The 15,238-nt window shown below is 74.3% G+C and carries 17 protein-coding genes; 13 read left to right on the forward strand and 4 right to left on the reverse strand.

Annotated elements, in window-relative coordinates:
* The first annotated feature begins 135 nt into the window (after positions 1-135).
* The 3 genes from GA0070617_RS31225 to GA0070617_RS02710 are packed head-to-tail and all read left to right on the forward strand — an operon-like array spanning position 136 to position 1,686.
* On the forward strand, positions 136-300 hold the full coding sequence (locus tag GA0070617_RS31225; protein WP_229688545.1) for a hypothetical protein: 165 nt from the start codon (positions 136-138) through the stop codon (positions 298-300).
* Complete coding sequence (locus GA0070617_RS02705) at positions 293-1,480, forward strand: helix-turn-helix domain-containing protein (RefSeq protein WP_229688546.1); 1,188 nt, start codon at positions 293-295, stop codon at positions 1,478-1,480. Before GA0070617_RS31225 ends, GA0070617_RS02705 begins: the two co-directional genes overlap by 8 nt.
* Complete coding sequence (locus GA0070617_RS02710; RefSeq protein WP_091433527.1) at positions 1,480-1,686, forward strand: hypothetical protein; 207 nt, start codon at positions 1,480-1,482, stop codon at positions 1,684-1,686. Before GA0070617_RS02705 ends, GA0070617_RS02710 begins: the two co-directional genes overlap by 1 nt.
* Before the next feature lie 3 nt (positions 1,687-1,689).
* Here the strand turns inward: GA0070617_RS02710 and GA0070617_RS30980 are convergent, their stop codons facing one another.
* Entirely contained in the window at positions 1,690-2,418 is a 729-nt protein-coding gene (locus tag GA0070617_RS30980) for a VHL beta domain-containing protein (RefSeq protein ID WP_229688547.1), read from the reverse strand.
* A gap of 356 nt (positions 2,419-2,774) precedes the next feature.
* Here GA0070617_RS30980 and ssd point away from each other — a divergent pair, with 356 nt between their 5' ends.
* Genes ssd through GA0070617_RS02750 form a run of 7 tightly spaced genes read left to right on the forward strand, consistent with a single transcriptional unit; the run spans position 2,775 to position 7,947 of the window.
* Positions 2,775-3,875 carry a septum site-determining protein Ssd gene (ssd, locus tag GA0070617_RS02720; RefSeq protein ID WP_091433531.1) on the forward strand — a complete coding sequence of 367 codons (1,101 nt, stop codon included), beginning with the start codon at positions 2,775-2,777 and terminating at the stop codon, positions 3,873-3,875.
* Positions 3,872-5,071, forward strand: a complete 1,200-nt coding sequence (locus GA0070617_RS02725; protein ID WP_091433534.1) for a TadA family conjugal transfer-associated ATPase — start codon at positions 3,872-3,874, stop codon at positions 5,069-5,071. Before ssd ends, GA0070617_RS02725 begins: the two co-directional genes overlap by 4 nt.
* The gene (locus GA0070617_RS32120; RefSeq protein WP_308472688.1) at positions 5,068-6,225 is read left to right on the forward strand and encodes a hypothetical protein; all 1,158 of its coding nucleotides are present in this window, start codon (positions 5,068-5,070) and stop codon (positions 6,223-6,225) included. The genes GA0070617_RS02725 and GA0070617_RS32120 overlap by 4 nt, the downstream gene beginning before the upstream one ends.
* Complete coding sequence (locus GA0070617_RS02735) at positions 6,225-7,013, forward strand: type II secretion system F family protein (protein ID WP_091433538.1); 789 nt, start codon at positions 6,225-6,227, stop codon at positions 7,011-7,013. Before GA0070617_RS32120 ends, GA0070617_RS02735 begins: the two co-directional genes overlap by 1 nt.
* A gap of 24 nt (positions 7,014-7,037) precedes the next feature.
* Positions 7,038-7,229, forward strand: a complete 192-nt coding sequence (locus GA0070617_RS02740; RefSeq protein ID WP_091433542.1) for a DUF4244 domain-containing protein — start codon at positions 7,038-7,040, stop codon at positions 7,227-7,229.
* Positions 7,226-7,594 (forward strand): TadE family type IV pilus minor pilin, encoded by a 369-nt coding sequence (locus GA0070617_RS02745; protein ID WP_091433544.1) that lies wholly within the window; start codon positions 7,226-7,228, stop codon positions 7,592-7,594. The genes GA0070617_RS02740 and GA0070617_RS02745 overlap by 4 nt, the downstream gene beginning before the upstream one ends.
* Positions 7,591-7,947, forward strand: coding sequence for an Rv3654c family TadE-like protein (locus GA0070617_RS02750; RefSeq protein WP_091433549.1), 357 nt, complete (start codon positions 7,591-7,593; stop codon positions 7,945-7,947). The genes GA0070617_RS02745 and GA0070617_RS02750 overlap by 4 nt, the downstream gene beginning before the upstream one ends.
* 92 nt (positions 7,948-8,039) lie before the next feature.
* Here GA0070617_RS02750 and GA0070617_RS02755 read toward each other — a convergent pair whose 3' ends face one another.
* From GA0070617_RS02755 to GA0070617_RS02765, 3 genes are all read right to left on the reverse strand, one after another.
* Positions 8,040-8,618: an LURP-one-related family protein gene (locus GA0070617_RS02755; protein ID WP_091433552.1), complete on the reverse strand. Its 579-nt coding sequence runs from the start codon at positions 8,616-8,618 to the stop codon at positions 8,040-8,042.
* 104 nt (positions 8,619-8,722) lie between these two features.
* The gene (locus tag GA0070617_RS02760; RefSeq protein WP_091433555.1) at positions 8,723-8,929 is read right to left on the reverse strand and encodes a hypothetical protein; all 207 of its coding nucleotides are present in this window, start codon (positions 8,927-8,929) and stop codon (positions 8,723-8,725) included.
* A 94-nt stretch (positions 8,930-9,023) separates the two neighbouring features.
* Positions 9,024-11,579, reverse strand: a complete 2,556-nt coding sequence (locus GA0070617_RS02765) for a DEAD/DEAH box helicase (protein WP_425312147.1) — start codon at positions 11,577-11,579, stop codon at positions 9,024-9,026.
* A 133-nt stretch (positions 11,580-11,712) separates the two neighbouring features.
* On the opposite strand from GA0070617_RS02765, the gene GA0070617_RS02770 reads away from it, so the two are divergent.
* The 3 genes from GA0070617_RS02770 to GA0070617_RS02780 all read left to right on the forward strand — a co-directional run bounded on the left by GA0070617_RS02770 (position 11,713) and on the right by GA0070617_RS02780 (position 15,178).
* Positions 11,713-12,069, forward strand: coding sequence for an STAS domain-containing protein (locus tag GA0070617_RS02770; RefSeq protein WP_091433558.1), 357 nt, complete (start codon positions 11,713-11,715; stop codon positions 12,067-12,069).
* Positions 12,066-12,503, forward strand: coding sequence for an ATP-binding protein (locus GA0070617_RS02775; RefSeq protein WP_091433561.1), 438 nt, complete (start codon positions 12,066-12,068; stop codon positions 12,501-12,503). The genes GA0070617_RS02770 and GA0070617_RS02775 overlap by 4 nt, the downstream gene beginning before the upstream one ends.
* 296 nt (positions 12,504-12,799) lie before the next feature.
* On the forward strand, positions 12,800-15,178 hold the full coding sequence (locus GA0070617_RS02780; protein WP_091433564.1) for a sodium-translocating pyrophosphatase: 2,379 nt from the start codon (positions 12,800-12,802) through the stop codon (positions 15,176-15,178).
* Positions 15,179-15,238 lie beyond the last annotated feature (60 nt).

Below are 15,238 nucleotides of genomic sequence, written 5' to 3' on the forward strand. Positions count from 1 at the left end.
GTGCTCGCTCAATGCTGTGACCAGGGCGGGTGTGTCACGGTCACCGCGACCGGACGCGACCCGCGCACAGCCGGGCGCGGCGGTGGCGGTCCTCCCACGAGCACGCCGCCGCGCCCCCTTCGAGCGGGAGTGGCGATGGGTGACGACAAACCGCAGCAGAGCCTGGGCGAGCAGCTCCAGTCCGCCGAGCACGAGGCGGCCCGCCAGCGGATTCTGGATCTGGCGGAGGCGGAGCGGATTCCGGTCGAGGAGACCACCCGCGTCGTCCCGGACCGCCGTAGGCGGCGTGGTCGTGGGTGAGCTGCCGGTGGGCCGGCGGGTGGCGTACTGGCGGGCTCGCCGCCGCCTGTCGCAGCAGGTCTTCGCCGACCGGCTCGGCAAGTCCAAGAGCTGGGTCGACAAGGTGGAGCGTGGCGTCCGTGCCCTGGACAAGCTCTCCACCCTCCAGGCCATCGCCACCGTCCTGCGGATCGACACCGCAATCCTGCTCGGCCGCGACACCCGGCCCGTCGAGGTGGCCACCCGGGCCGATGAACTGGAACGTGTCCGGGCGGCCCTGTCCCGCTACGAGATCCCGTTCGGTCGGCCGCCGGGTGCCCGGCCGGTGTTGCCGGCCGACCGGATGGCCCGGCAGGTCGCGCACGCGTGGACCACCTTCCAGTACGCCCGCTATCCCCACCTGGTCGGCCTGTTGCCCGGCCTGTTGGCCGACGCGCACCACTGCCACGCCGCCGATCCGGTCGGTGGGCGGGTGCCGTTGGTGCAGGCGTACCGGGTCACCGCGGCCGTACTGGTCAAGCTTGGTGATCCGGATCTGGGTTGGTTGGCCGTGGACCGGGCGATGAACGTCGCCAGCGGTGACCGGTACCTCGTCGCGGCGGCTGCTGTGCAGCTCGGGCAGGTGTTACGTGCCGCCGGGCGGGCCCGGGTGGCGAAGTCGGCGATGCTCGCCGCCGCGTACCGCATCGCCCCGGCCGAGCACGGCGACGGGCCGCAACTCTCGCTCTGTGGCACCCTGCTGGTCCAGGCGGCCCTGGCCGCCGCGCGGGACGGTGACGACAGCGCGGTGGCCGACCTCCTCGACGAGGCCGGGGCCATGGCCGCCCAGGTCGGCGACGGCCTGGACCACCAGTACACCGGGTTCGGGCCGACCGCCGTCACCCTGGCCCGTGCGGCGGCGGCGGTCGACCTCGGTGATGTCGGCCAGGCCATCGCCTGGCATCAGAGCGGCGTCCGCCGCGACGGCTGGCGCTGGCTGCCTGCCGAACACCGCGCCGCGCACCTGGTCGACACCGCCCGCGCCCACCTGCACGCCACCGACCCGCGTACCGCCGGGCGCATCCTCACCGAGGCGGACCGGATCGCGCCCGCCGAGGTACGCCGCCGACCTGCCGGCCGTGACCTGCTGGCCCGGATCGCCCACGACCCTGACGCGCCGGCCACCATCACCCACCTCGCGACCTGCCTTGGCGTCGGCTGATGACCGGCCCGTTCCTGAGCCTGGCCCAGATCCACAACCGGCTGGTCCTCACCGCCCGCCAGGTCCTCCGTCAGCACCGACCCGGCACCGACGGCCGCTGCCCGGTGTGCCGCACGGCAGGCTGTCCGGTCGCCGACGCCGCCCGCGACATCATCCGGACGGTCAGCCAGGTCCGCCTCTGGCGGGTCACCGGGCAGGACCGGTGAGGGTCAGCCGATGACGGCGGTGGCGGTGCGGGCCTCCGGCTGGAAGCAGGCCAGCGCGTACCCCCGGACCGTGGTGACCACCCACGGGTGCCCCACGTAGGTGTGCTGGCGGCGGGTCTGGCCCGGGTCCAGCACCGCGTACTGGCGTCGGCGGCCGTCGTAGCCGATCCAGTGGATCACCACCGGGTGCGCGCGGGTGTTCCGGAACTCCACGTACGTCTGCGCACCGCCGCCGACCGAGCGGAGCCGCCGCTCGGCCGAGGCGGGCAGCGGCGTGAGTTCCGCCGGCCGTGGTGAGCTGGACGGTTTCGGTGGTGCGGTCGACGGACGGGGCGAAGGCGGTGCCGTGCTGGGGCGTACCGACGGGGTGTTGGCGGGCTTCGGGGCCGGCGGTCGGGTCGAGGGCCGGGAGGTGCTGGGCGTCGCAGTGGGGGTGGCCGTGGAGGTGGGCGGGGGCGGGCTCGTCGCGGTCGCACGGGCCGACAGCGAGCCCGACGAGGTCGCGCCGGTGCCGGTCGGCGGCGGGGCCGGCTGAAGGCTGTCCGCCCCGACGATCGCGATCGGCGTCTCGTCCATCGGCTGGTATTCCGACCGCTGCGGCCCGGTGAGGTAGGGCAGCAACCCGATCGCCAGGGCCGCGAGCAGCCCGACGGCGACCAGACCCGGCACGACCGCCGCCCCGCCCCGGCCGGTCGTCCGCCGTCGCGGCCCGTCGTGCTCCGACAGACCCACGAGGGGTACGCCGGGAGTATCCGTCCCGGTCGGGTAGGTGCTGAGTGTGATGCGCGGCTCGCCGCGAGTGTGGTCCGGTGCGTCCGCCATGAACCCCTGATCCCGAGTACGCGGGTGCCACCGGCGTTGTCGCCAGTGGCACGGCCACGATTATGCGGTCAGGACCGGTGGATTCGTCAATGGTGCGCTCGATTGATCTTCATCCGGGGGTGCTTCGGACATAGCAGATCCACCGCGTTCGCGGGCGTTATCCACAGTCCACAGAGTTATCCACAGGCGACGGTTGGTGAGCGGCCGGGTGCGTACCGGTGACGGCAGGGTGGGGCCTCAGTCATCCCGTACCCCTGGAGGCCGCGATGCCGCCCCGTACCTCCGTTCCGACCGGCCGACGACGGCCGCTGATCGTCACCGCCGACGGTGAACTGCTCGACGACCTGCTCCGGCTCGCCGCGGCCGGGGGCGTCGAGGTCGACGTGGCGGCCGATCCGGCCGCCGCGCGGGCCCGCTGGCTGCCCGCACCCCTGGTACTGGTCGGCAGCGACCAGGCTCAGGCCTGTCTGCGGGCCCGGTTGCCGCGCCGGCCACGGCTGGTCATCGTGGGCCGCTCCGGTCAGCTCGACCCCGGCTGGGAGATCGCCGAGCTGGTCGGGGCCGAGCACGTCGCCACGCTGCCGGCCGCCGAGCCGTGGTTGGTCGACCGGTTCGTGGAGTGTGCCCCGGACCAGCCGACCTCGACCGCCCGGATGGTCGCGGTGCTCGGTGGGCGGGGTGGTGCCGGGGCCAGCGTGCTCGCCGGTGGGCTCGCGGTCACCGCCGCCCGGTCCCGGCTGCGTACCCTGCTCGTCGACGCCGATCCGCTCGGCGGTGGTCTCGACCTGGTGCTCGGTTGGGAGCAACTGGAAGGGTTGCGCTGGCCGGCGCTCAGCGACACCGACGGCCGGATGGACCCGCCGGCCCTGGTGCGCGCCCTGCCCAGCCGGGGCGACCTGGTGGTGCTCTCCTGGGACCGGGGTGAGCTGCTCAACCTGCCGGCTCCGGCGATGGCCGCCACGATGGACGCGGCGCGGCGCGGCCGGGACTTCGTGGTCGTCGACCTGCCCCGACAGCTCGACGACGCGGCCGTGATCGCGTTGCAGAGCACCGACCAGGCCTACCTGGTGGTGCCCGCCGAGCTGCGCGCCACCGCGGCGGCGGCCCGGGTGGTCGCCACCGCCGCCGCGCACTGCGCGCAGCTGTCGGTGATCGTCCGCGGCCCGGCGCCGGGCCGGTTGAAGGCGGCCGAGATCGCCCGCTCCCTCGGGTTGCCGCTGGTCGGCACGCTGCGCCCGGAGCCGGGTCTCTGCCGGGGCCTGGAACGGGGCGAGGCACCGGCCGCCGCCGGGCGGGGGCCGCTCGCGGTGCTCTGCCAGCGGCTCGTCGCCGAGGTGACCGGCCGGTCGACGGCGGGTGCGGCGTGACCGCCCGCGCGGACACCGAGGCGCTTTCCGCCCGGGTCCGGCAGCGCTTCGCCACCGCGGCCACCCCGGTCACCGCCGCCGCCATCGTCTCCGCCGTACGCGCCGAGCCGGCCGCCGCGGTGCTCGGCGACACGGCGCTGCTGCGGATGGCCGACCGGGTGCACGACGACCTGGTGGGCGCGGGACCGCTCGCTCCGCTGCTCGCCGACGAGCAGGTGACCGACATCCTGGTCAACGGCACCCGGGTCTGGGTCGACCGGGGCCGGGGCCTGCACCAGGTGGCGGTCCCGATGGGCACCGTCGAGGACGTCCGGCGGTTGGCGGTGCGGCTGGCGGCCGGTGCCGGGCGACGCCTCGACGACGGTGTGCCGTACGCCGACGCCCGGCTGCCCGACGGGACCCGGCTGCACGCGGTCCTGCCGCCGGTGGCGACCACCGGCCCGTACCTGTCGCTGCGGACCTTCCGGCAGCGGCCGTTCACCCTCGACGAGCTGGTCCGCCAGGGGACCGTGCCGGCGGCGGTGGCCCCGGTGCTCGCCGCCGTCGTGGCGGGTCGGCTGGCGTACCTGGTCACCGGTGGTACGGGCTCGGGCAAGACCACGCTGCTCAACACGCTGCTCGGCCTGGTGCCGCCGACCGAGCGGATCGTGCTGGTGGAGGACGCGGCCGAGCTGTACCCGGTGCACCCGCACGTGGTCGGCCTACAGGCGCGCACCTCCAACGTGGAGGGCTCCGGCGCGGTCGGGCTGAGCGACCTGGTCCGGCAGGCGCTGCGGATGCGTCCCGACCGGCTGGTGGTGGGGGAGTGTCGGGGCGCGGAGATCGTCGACCTGCTGGCCGCCCTGAACACCGGCCACGACGGTGGCGCGGGCACCCTGCACGCCAACGCCCCGGTCGACGTGCCGGCCCGGTTGGAGGCGCTCGGGCTGCTCGGTGGGCTGCCCCGGGCGGCCCTGCACGCCCAGGTGACCGCCGCCCTCCAGGTGATCCTCCAGGTCCGCCGGGGTGCCCGGGGCCGGCTGCTGGAGTCCATCTGCCTGCTACTGCCCGAAGGGCCGGAACGCCTGGTCGGCGTGGTTCCCGCCTGGACCCGGGGGCAGGGGCCCGGCCCGGCCGCCGGTGCCCTGGCCGCGTTGCTGCACACCCGCGAGGTGCCGCCACCGGCGGTGCTGGCCTCGACCGGGGAGCGGAGATGACCGCCCTGGTCTGGTCGCTGGTCGTGGCGGTCCTGGTGGTCGCCGGGCTGCTCGGGGCGATGGCCCGACGGCAGGCCCGTCGCGTCGTGCCGTCCCGACCGGATCCGCTGGTCACCTGGGTTACCGAGCTGAGCCGTACGCCGGAGCACGACGCACCCCGTCCCGGCCGGTCCGGCACCGGGTCGGTGCCGCCGGGTGCCGGGGCGGGGCGACCCGAGATCGGTGGGTATCACCGCCAGGTCCGGCCGCTGCCGTCCCGGCCGCCCAGCCGCCGGGAGTCCCTCCGACCGCCGACGGTAGCGACGCTGGCGCCCCCGGCGCTCGACGAGCACCCCGATGCTCTCCCCGACCCGCACGACGACCCACCGGACGCGGCCCACGCCGGCTGGCGGGTGCGGATCGCGCGGCTACCGGGCCGGATCGCCGACGTGCCCCGGCGGGCCCTGTTCCTGAGCGGCCTCGCCGCAGCCGTGGCCGGTGGTGTGTCGGCCGGTCCGGTGGCGGCGGTGGCCTGCGCCGGGTACGCCCTGCTGGGCAGCGGTGCGCTGATACGACGGCAGAGCACCCGGCGGGCGCAGCGCGCCCGGCGGCGGCGCCTCGACCAGCTCTGCGCCCTCGCCGCCGACCTGCGGGCCGGGCTACCGGCACCGACGACGATGCGGCTGACCGGATCGGGCCCGACCGCCGCCCGGATCGACAGGCCGGATCGGATCGACAGGCCGGATCGGATCGACAGGCCGGACCGGATCGACAGGCCGGACCGGATCGACGTGCCGGAGCGGGGCGACGTGCCGGACCGGGGCGACGTGCCGGATCGGATCGAGCAGCTGACCGTGGCCGCCGTACGCCTGGCCGAACGTACCGGTGCACCCCTGGCCGAGCTGCTGGAGCGGATCGAGGCGGACCACCGCGCCGGTGACCGGGGGCTGGCCGCGGCGGCAGCGCAGGCCGCCGGCGCCAGGGCGACCGCCTGGTTGCTCGCCGCGCTGCCGCTCGGCGGGATCGGACTCGGCTACGGCATCGGCGTCGACCCGATCGGCATCCTGCTGCACACCCCCATCGGGGCCGCCTGCACCCTCGCCGCCGTCGCCCTGCAGGCCGTCGGGCTGGCCTGGGCCGACAAGCTCACCAGCGGGCCGGGAGGAGTCGGCTGATGTCCCAGGCATCCCTGCTACTCGCCGGTCTGGGCACCGTGGCGGTGGCCGCGCTGGTCGCCCTTGCCACCCGCCGTCCGCTGCGTCGCCTGCGCCGGCTGCCGGCCGCCCCGGCCGGGACGTCGAGGCCGCGACGCACCGGGCCGGTCGACTCCGCCGGGCCGCAGGCCGGTGTCCGTCCCCGGCCGGGCTGGCGGCCGGACCGGATCCGCTGGGCGGCGGCGTTTGGCGGGCTGGCCGTGGCGGTCGTGGTCGGCGGCTGGGCCGGGGCGATCGGCGCGCTGCCCACGGCGGTGCTCGCCGACCGGCTGCTCCGACGGATCGAGCCCCCGGCGGAACGTCGGCGCAGGCTGCGGGAGGCCACCGACCTGCCGCTGGCCGCCGACCTGTTGGCGGCGGCCCTGCGGGCGGGTGCCCCGGTGGACCGTTCGGTGCTGGCCGTGGCCGAGACGCTCGACGGTCCACTGGGTGCGCGACTCGGTCAGGTCGGCCGGACGCTGCTGCTCGGTGGTGAGCCCGGCGAGGCGTGGGCGTACCTGACCCCGGTGTCCGGGGCGGACCGGCTGGTGGCCGCCGCCATCCGGTCGTCGGCCAGCGGCGCGGCGCTGACCGGTGCGTTGACCCGGCTCGCCGACGACCTGCGGGCCGACCGGTCGGTGGCCGTGGAGGCCTCGGCCCGTCGGGCCGGCGTGCTCATCGTGCTGCCGCTGGGGCTCTGCTTCCTGCCGGCCTTCATTCTCGCCGGCCTGGTGCCGGTGATCGTCGCCGTCCTCGGCGACGTGCTCTGACAACTCCTTCGAGAAGGGAACGACATGCGCACACTCCTCACCCGGCTACGAACCCGGCTACGCAGCCGCCTGCGCGGCGACGCCGGGATGAACACCGCCGAATACGCGGTGGGCACCCTGGCCGCCGTGGCCTTCGCCGGCCTGCTGCTCAAGGTGCTGACCTCCGACAGCGTGCAGGCGGCGCTGGCCGGGGTCGTCGACCGGGCCCTGCAGTGACCCGGCGCCGGTGGGCCGGTGACGACCGGGGCTCGTTCACCGCCGAGTTGGCGGCCGGCCTACCGGCGCTCCTGCTGCTCCTGCTCACCGGGTTGACCGCCGTCGACTCGGTGAGCACGAAGGCCAGTTGTCTGAACGCGGCCCGGGAGGCGGCCCTGGCCGCCTCCCGGGGCGACGACGGCGAGGCGGCGGCCGTCGGTGTCGCGCCGGTCGGTGCCCAGGTCACCGTCGGCGTCGATGCCGGCCGGGTCACCGCGACGGTGCGGGCTCCGGTCCGGGCCCTCGGTGCTCGGTTGCCCCGGCTCAACGTCTCCGCCACCGTCGTCGCCGCCGTGGAACCGGGCCTACCGGAGCCGTCCCGGTGAAAAGTGCGCCCGGGGACCGGGGTGGGGCCACCGTCTGTGTGTTCGCCGCGGGATTGGTGCTGCTCACGTTCGCGACCTTCGCCGCGGCGGTCGCCGCTGCCGGGGTGGCCCGACAGCGGGCCGGCGTCGCGGCGGACTTCGCGGCGCTCGCCGGCGCCGGTGCGGTGGCCCAGGGCGACGAGGCGGCCTGCCGCTCCGCCGCGACCCTCGCCGAGGCCAACGGCGGGCGGCTTACCGGTTGCCGGGTCGACGGCCTCGACGTGCAGGTGACGGCGGCGGTCACCGTGACCGCCCTGCCCGGCCTCACCCGGACCGTCACCGCCACCGCCCGCGCCGGCCCGGTACGCGCGTGACGGGGGTGGTGAGCGTGCTGTCGTGGACGGTCCAGCCCGGCCGGGGCGGTGGAGGGAGGTGCCGACCTTCGGCGGTCGGCACCTCCGGCGGGTCACCGGCCCTGGAGCGCGTCCAGGGCGATCGACATGGCGATGACCAGCCGCCGGTCGATCTGCGGGTTGGGGATCTCGACGACGTACCGGTCGCGCAGGCCCCACTTCTTGATCACCGAGAAGACCGGCTGACCGTTGGCGACGAAGTCGAAGTGGTACGGCAGCCAGGAGAGCGAGTCGACGAAGCGCCGCAGGATCGCCACCGGCATGCTGCGTTCCTGGCCGACGACCGCCGGCAGGCCGGGCTGCTCGACGTGCCAGGTCGAGCGGAGCAGGGACTGGCCGAAGTCCTTACGGAACAGGCCGATCGGGTTGCCGGCCGCGTCGGTCACGTCGTACGTGGCGGCGAGGTCGAGCCGTTGCCGGGCCTTGAAACCGAGCAGCGGCTGCTGCTTGGTGTCGTCGGTGTAGATGGTCACCTGCTCCTTGAAGGCGAGCCGCTTCTGCTGCGCGAACGCGAGCAGCCCGGCCTCACCACCGTCGGGCCCGACGGCGTGCACCTCGTACTGGTTGACCATCAGCCGGATGCGCTGGCGGATGTGGAACTGCTGCTGGCCCTGCAGAACGTCTGGCTGCATGAATATCTCCTTGGAAGGGTGCGCCGGAGTGTTGCACAATCCGGCAACCCGCTGGTGCCTGCTCCCGCCCGGACGACCGGCACCGCGCCGCCCGGGTCAGCGGGTCAGCGTCCGCCGTCCACCGGTACCCGCATCACCAAGGTGTTGAGCACCTGGTGGATGCTGCGCAGCCGCTCACTTATCTGGTCCAGTCGTTCGGCCTGGGCCAGCGCGGCGAGCGCCGAGCCCAGGGCGATCTGCTGGTCGGGGGTGAGGTGCTCCTGGTTGATCGTGTACAGCAGGTCGACAGTTTCGGCGATGGTGTCGGCCACGACTCCTCCTCCGGCGGAAGGGCAACGAGCTAAGGGCTGCGCCAACGTCGATGGAAGCGCTCCCACGCCCCCCATTTCCCAGACTGACCGCGATCTATTCCTGCCGCCGGCCAGCCAGCTCGGCCAGCACCACGTCGAGGACCCGGACCGCCTCCGGCTTGGCCAGCGGGTTGTTGCCGTTGCCGCACTTCGGGGACTGGACGCAGGACGGGCAGCCGGACTCGCAGCCGCACTGGTCGATCGCCTCCCGGGTGGCCCGCAGCCACTCGGTGGCCGTCCGGTACGCCCGTTCGGCGAAGCCGGCCCCGCCGGGGTGCCCGTCGTAGACGAAGACGGTCGGGGCCTCGGTGTCCGGGTGCAGCGCGGTGGAGAGTCCGCCGATGTCCCACCGGTCGCAGGTGGCGATCAGCGGCAGCAACCCGATCGCGGCGTGTTCGGCGGCGTGCAGGGCGCCCGGGACGTCGGCCGGCTCCACCCCGGCCAGCGCCAGCGCCTGCGGCGACACGGTGAACCAGACCGCGACGGTGCGCAGCTCACGGGCGGGCAGGTCCAGCGGGCGGGTGTCGATGACCTCGCCGGAGGCGATCCGTCGCCGCTGGTACGAGACCACCTGGCTGGTCACGTCCACCTCGCCGAGGAAGAGCCCGACCGGGCCGGCGTCCACGTACGACCTTACGGAGACCACCGACAGCGAGGTGACGTCCCGGGCGTGGGTGGACCAGTCCGGCTCCTCCGGGTGCACCAGCGCGCAGCCGTCGGCGAGGTCCAACTCGTCCACCACGTACGACACGCCCTGGTGCAGGTAGACCGCGCCGGGGTGGATCAGGAAGTGCGACGAGCCGCCGTCGACGGTGCCGAGCAGCCGACCGGTGGCCGACTCGACCACGCAGACCGGTGCGCCGCCGGAGCCCCGCAGGTCCACCTCGGGGCGTTCCCGGTGCCGCCAGTACCAGCCGGTCGGCCGGGCCCGCAGCGCGCCGGCGGCGACCAGCGAGTCCACCGCCTCCTTCGCCCCGTCGCCGAAGAGCTCCAGGTCGGCGGGGGTGAGCGGGGACTCGGCCGCCGCGCAGGCCAACTGTGGGGCGAGCACGTACGGGTTGGCCGGGTCGAGCACGGTCGCCTCGACCGGGCGGCCGAACAGCGCCTCCGGGTGGTGCACCAGGTAGGTGTCCAGCGGGTCGTCCCGGGCCACCAGCACCGCCAGCGCCTCCTGCCCCGAGCGTCCGGCCCGGCCGGCCTGCTGCCACAGCGACGCCCGGGTGCCCGGCCAACCGCAGATCAGCACGGCGTCCAGCCCGACCAGGTCGACGCCGAGTTCCAGCGCGTTGGTGGAGGCGAGCCCGAGCAGGTCGCCGTCGAGCAGCGCCCGTTCCAACTCCCGGCGTTCCTCCCGCAGGTAGCCGGCCCGGTAGGCGGCGACCCGGTCACCCAGCCCGGCGACGGCCTCGTCGAGGGCCCGTCGGGCGTTGGCGGCGACCACCTCGGCACCCCGGCGGGACCGGACGAAGGCGAGCGTGCGTACCCCCTCGGCGACCGTGTCGGCGAGCAGGTCGGCGGTCTCCCGCAGCGCCGACCGGCGGACCTGGGTCAGCTCCGCGACGGCGGCGTCCACGGCGGAGTCCGGCGGGAGCAGCGGCGGCTCCCAGAGGGCGAAGGTGACCCCGCCGCGCGGCGAGGCGTCCTCGGTGACGGCGGTTACCGGCACCCCCGTGAGTCGTCCGGCGGTCGTCGCCGGGTCACCGGAGGTGGCCGACGCGAGCAGGAAGACCGGCCCACCGGCCGCCCCCGCCCCCACCTGCCGGGGAATCCGACCATCACCCGCGCCCGCCGAGCCCGCGCCCGCCGAGCCCGCGCCCGCCGAGCCCGCGCCCGCCGAGCCCGCGCCCGCCGAGCCCGAGCCCGAGCCCGCGGCCGCCGAGCCCGCGCCCGCCGCGCCCGAGCGGCCCGGGACGCCGGCCGAACCCCGGCCGGACGGCGCGCAGCGGCGGCGGAGCCGGCGGAGCACGTGTGCGACGTGGGAGCCGAAGACGCCCCGGTAGGTGTGGCACTCGTCGACGATCACGTACGTCAACCGGCGCAGGAACCCGGACCACTGGGCGTGTCCGGGCAGGATGCCGTGGTGCAGCATGTCGGGGTTGGTCAGCACGAACCGGGAGTGCCGCCGGATCCACTCCCGTTCGGTGCGCGGGGTGTCGCCGTCGTAGCAGGCGGGGCGTACCCCGGGTAGTTCCAGGGCGGCGACGGCGCGCAACTGGTCGGCGGCGAGGGCCTTGGTCGGGGCCAGGTACAGCACCGTGGCGCGCGGGTCGGCGAGCAGGGTGGCCAGGGCGGGCAGCAGGTAGGCCAGGGACTTGCCGCTGGCGGTGCCGGTGGCGACCACCACGTGCCGGCCGGCGTACGCCAGGTCGGCCGCCTCGGCCTGGTGCCGCCAGGGCGCGTCCACGCCGCGCCCGGCCAGCGCCGCCCGTAGCTCCTCGGGGACCCAGTCGGGCCAGGGCGCCGGTACGCCGGTGCGGGCCGGCACCTGCTCGACGTGGGTGACCGGGTCACCGGCGGTCCGGGCGCGCAGCCGGCGTAGCAGGTCGGCGGGCGCCGCCACCGGCGTCCGCTCGCGGCCGGCTCGGGTGGCTGCGGAGGTCACGTCCTGCACTCTCGCACTGGTGTTCGGAGATGAAAACCGGGGGTGCTGGGTATGGGGTGGAGCGGTCGACGCTCCACCGGGGGCTTCGACCGGGGATGGTTAGATGCCCCAGAAGAGTTTACGGCTCTTGCGAGGAGGACCGATGGAGCTGTCGCTGGCGACCCACACGGTGGGGGAGCACACGGTGCTCTCCGTCGGCGGCGAGGTGGACGTCTACACCGCCCCCCGGCTGAGGGAACGGCTGCTGGAGTTGATCGACGGCGGGGACCGGCGGATCGTGGTGGATCTCGGTCGGGTGGACTTCCTCGACTCCACCGGCCTGGGTGTGCTGGTCGGGGCGCTCAAGCGGCTGCGGGCCGCCGGTGGTTCGTTCGCGCTGGTCTGCGACAAGGAGCCGCTGCTCAAGATCTTCCGGATCACCGCGCTGGACCAGGTCTTCCCGTTGCACCCCACGGTCGACGCGGCGGTCGAGGCGGACCCGACCGGCTCCGGCGCGTGATGGCGACCGTCAAGCTCTCCTTCTCGCCCGCTCCGGTGCACGTGCGCACCGCCCGCCTGGTCGGCGTCGCGGTGGCCCGTCGGGCCGGGGTCCGCGAGGACCTGCTCGACGAGGTACGCCTGGCCATCGGCGAGGCCTGCACCCGGGCGGTCGCCCTGCACCGGCAGTACGGGGTGCCCGATCCGGTGCTGGTGGAGATGTCCGACGGCGGGACGTACGCGGTCCGGGTGGTGGACCGGGCCCCGATCGAGGCGAGCATCGGCCTGGCCGCGTTGCCGCCGGACGCGCTGGCCAACGAGTCGCTCACCGATGAGGCGCTGACCACCGGCGTGGGCTTCGCCCTGCTCGCCGGGTTCGTCGAGGACCTGCAGGTGCGCCCGGTCGACGAGGGCGTCGGCACCGAGGTCCGGATGGTCTGGCCGGTGTCCCGCTGACCCCGCAGCGGCGGCGACAGGTGCTCCGCTAAAGCGGAGTCGACGACTGCCTATATCAGATTTTTCCTCGTAACACAGCGACGAAGATCATCAGCCGTGGGTGCACCCTCCGTGTGACCTCCAACACGACCGGCGGCTACAGTACCCGGGTTGTCAGCAAGTGATCCGCCCCGCAGCCAGCGGGTACGTTCGGCGCTGGTCTGCCCCGACGGGCCGGCGCACTTGCTTTTCCGCATCCGGGCGCCGGTCGGTGCGTCTCCACCGTCGGCGCGAGTGCACGGTTCAGGAGGACATAGATGTCCGGGACTCTGGCCGCCCAGGGTGGCGAGCTCTCCCTCACCGGTGCCAATCTGACGTATGTCGTCATCGCGGCGGTCGTCGCGCTGGTGGCCCTCGTCTTCGCCGCCACCCTCACCAAGACGGTCCTGGCGGCCGGTACGGGCACCGAGAAGATGCAGGAGATCTCCGGAGCTGTCCAGGAGGGTGCCTCGGCGTACTTGACCCGGCAGTTCCGGACCCTGGCGATCTTCGTGGTCATCGCGGTGGTGCTGCTCTTCCTGCTGCCGGTGCACGACACCGACGGCAGTGAGCTGCTGGTCAAGATCGGCCGTTCGGCGTTCTTCGTGGTCGGCGCGCTGTTCAGCGCGTTCATCGGTGGCGCCGGCATGTGGCTGGCCACCCGCGCCAACCTGCGGGTCGCCGCCGCCGCCCGGGAACGTGAAGGTGGCCGCGAGGCGGCCATGAAGATCGCCTTCCGGACCGGTGGCGTGGTCGGCTTCCTCACCGTCGGCCTCGGCCTGGTAGGTGCGGCGGCGGTCGTGCTGCTGTACCGGGGTGACGCGCCGACCGTGCTGGAGGGCTTCGGCTTCGGTGCCGCCCTGCTCGCCATGTTCATGCGGGTCGGCGGTGGCATCTTCACCAAGGCCGCCGACGTCGGCGCGGACCTGGTCGGCAAGGTCGAGCAGGGCATTCCCGAGGACGACCCGCGGAACGCGGCCACCATCGCCGACAACGTGGGCGACAACGTCGGTGACTGCGCCGGCATGGCCGCCGACCTCTTCGAGTCGTACGCGGTCACCCTGGTCGCCGCGCTGATCCTCGGTCGGGCCGCGTTCGGCAACGAGGGCCTGGTCCTGCCGCTGATCATCTCGACCATCGGCGTACTGGTGGCGATCATCGGTGTCTTCATCACCCGGCTGCGCGCCTCCGACCGCAACGGGCTGACCGCGATCAACCGGGCCTTCTACCTCTCCGCGGTGATCTCCGCCGCGCTGGTGGCTGTCGCCTCCTTCGGCTACCTCCAGCCCAGCTGGGCCGACCAGCTCGGCGACCAGTGGCGGCAGGGGCTGGGTGTCGACGGCGGCGACCCGCCGTTCGGCCCGCGCGGCACCGTCATCGCCGCGGTGGTCATCGGTATCGTGCTGGCCGCCGCGATCCAGGCGCTGACCGGCTACTTCACCGAGACCAACCGGCGGCCGGTGCAGGACATCGGCAAGAGCTCGCAGACCGGGCCGGCCACCGTCATCCTCGCCGGCATCAGCATCGGCCTGGAGTCGGCGGTCTACTCCGCGCTGCTGATCGGCGCGGGTGTCTTCGGCGCGTTCCTGCTCGGCGGCGGGTCGATCACGCTGTCGCTGTTCGCCGTGGCGCTGGCCGGTACCGGCCTGCTCACCACCGTCGGCGTGATCGTCGCGATGGACACCTTCGGCCCGATCTCCGACAACGCCCAGGGCGTGGCGGAGATGTCCGGCGACATCGACGAGCACGGCGCGCAGACGCTCACCGAGCTCGACGCGGTAGGCAACACCACCAAGGCGATCACCAAGGGCATCGCGATCGCCACCGCCGTGCTCGCCGCGACCGCGCTGTTCGGCTCGTACACCGACACGCTGCGCACCGCGTACGCCGACGCGGGTGTCGGTGACGTCGGCGCGGAGATCCTCAACGCGCTGAACGTGGCCAACCCGCAGAACCTGGTCGGCCTGATCATCGGGGCGGCGGTGGTCTTCCTCTTCTCCGGGCTGGCCATCAACGCGGTCTCCCGCTCGGCAGGTGCCGTGGTGATGGAGGTGCGCCGGCAGTTCCGCGAGCTGCCCGGGATCATGGACGGCACCCAGCGCCCCGAGTACGGCAAGGTGGTCGACATCTGCACCCGGGACGCGCAGCGGGAGCTACTCACCCCGGGGCTGCTCGCCATCCTCGCCCCGATCGCGGTCGGTTTCGGTCTCGGTCCGGGCGCGTTGGCGGCGTACCTGGCCGGCGCGATCGGTGCCGGCACGTTGATGGCGGTCTTCCTGTCCAACTCCGGCGGGGCCTGGGACAACGCCAAGAAGCTGGTCGAGGACGGCGCGTACGGCGGCAAGGGCTCCGAGTCGCACTCCGCCACCGTCATCGGCGACACCGTCGGTGACCCGTTCAAGGACACCGCCGGCCCGGCGATCAACCCGCTGCTCAAGGTGATGAACCTGGTGTCGCTGCTGATCGCCCCGGCCGTGGTGGCGTTCAGCGTCGGCGACGACCGCAACGCGCCGCTGCGCATCGGCATCGCCGTGGTGGCGACGCTGATCGTCGTCGCGGCGGTGGTGTTCAGCAAGCGCAAGGGCGTGGCGATGTCCGACGCCGACGACGGTGACGCCGGGCGCTCGGACCAGCGTCCGGAGACGGTGAACGCCTGAGTCGTACCGGATGACGGGACCCCGACCGATCACCTTCGGTCGGGGTCCCCGCCGGGGTCC

Source organism: Micromonospora yangpuensis (assembly GCF_900091615.1).
GTDB classification, from domain to species: Bacteria; Actinomycetota; Actinomycetes; order Mycobacteriales; family Micromonosporaceae; genus Micromonospora; species Micromonospora yangpuensis.

Bases quoted from the DNA above. Each gene is read 5' to 3' on its own strand.
- GA0070617_RS31225 (WP_229688545.1), top strand. From the start codon at position 136: ATGGGTGACGACAAACCGCAGCAGAGCCTGGGCGAGCAGCTCCAGTCC.
- GA0070617_RS02710 (WP_091433527.1), top strand. From the start codon at position 1,480: ATGACCGGCCCGTTCCTGAGCCTGGCCCAGATCCACAACCGGCTGGTC.
- ssd (WP_091433531.1), top strand. From the start codon at position 2,775: ATGCCGCCCCGTACCTCCGTTCCGACCGGCCGACGACGGCCGCTGATC.
- GA0070617_RS32120 (WP_308472688.1), top strand. From the start codon at position 5,068: ATGACCGCCCTGGTCTGGTCGCTGGTCGTGGCGGTCCTGGTGGTCGCC.
- GA0070617_RS02735 (WP_091433538.1), top strand. From the start codon at position 6,225: ATGTCCCAGGCATCCCTGCTACTCGCCGGTCTGGGCACCGTGGCGGTG.
- GA0070617_RS02740 (WP_091433542.1), top strand. From the start codon at position 7,038: ATGCGCACACTCCTCACCCGGCTACGAACCCGGCTACGCAGCCGCCTG.
- GA0070617_RS02755 (WP_091433552.1), bottom strand. From the start codon at position 8,618: ATGCAGCCAGACGTTCTGCAGGGCCAGCAGCAGTTCCACATCCGCCAG.
- GA0070617_RS02770 (WP_091433558.1), top strand. From the start codon at position 11,713: ATGGAGCTGTCGCTGGCGACCCACACGGTGGGGGAGCACACGGTGCTC.
- GA0070617_RS02780 (WP_091433564.1), top strand. From the start codon at position 12,800: ATGTCCGGGACTCTGGCCGCCCAGGGTGGCGAGCTCTCCCTCACCGGT.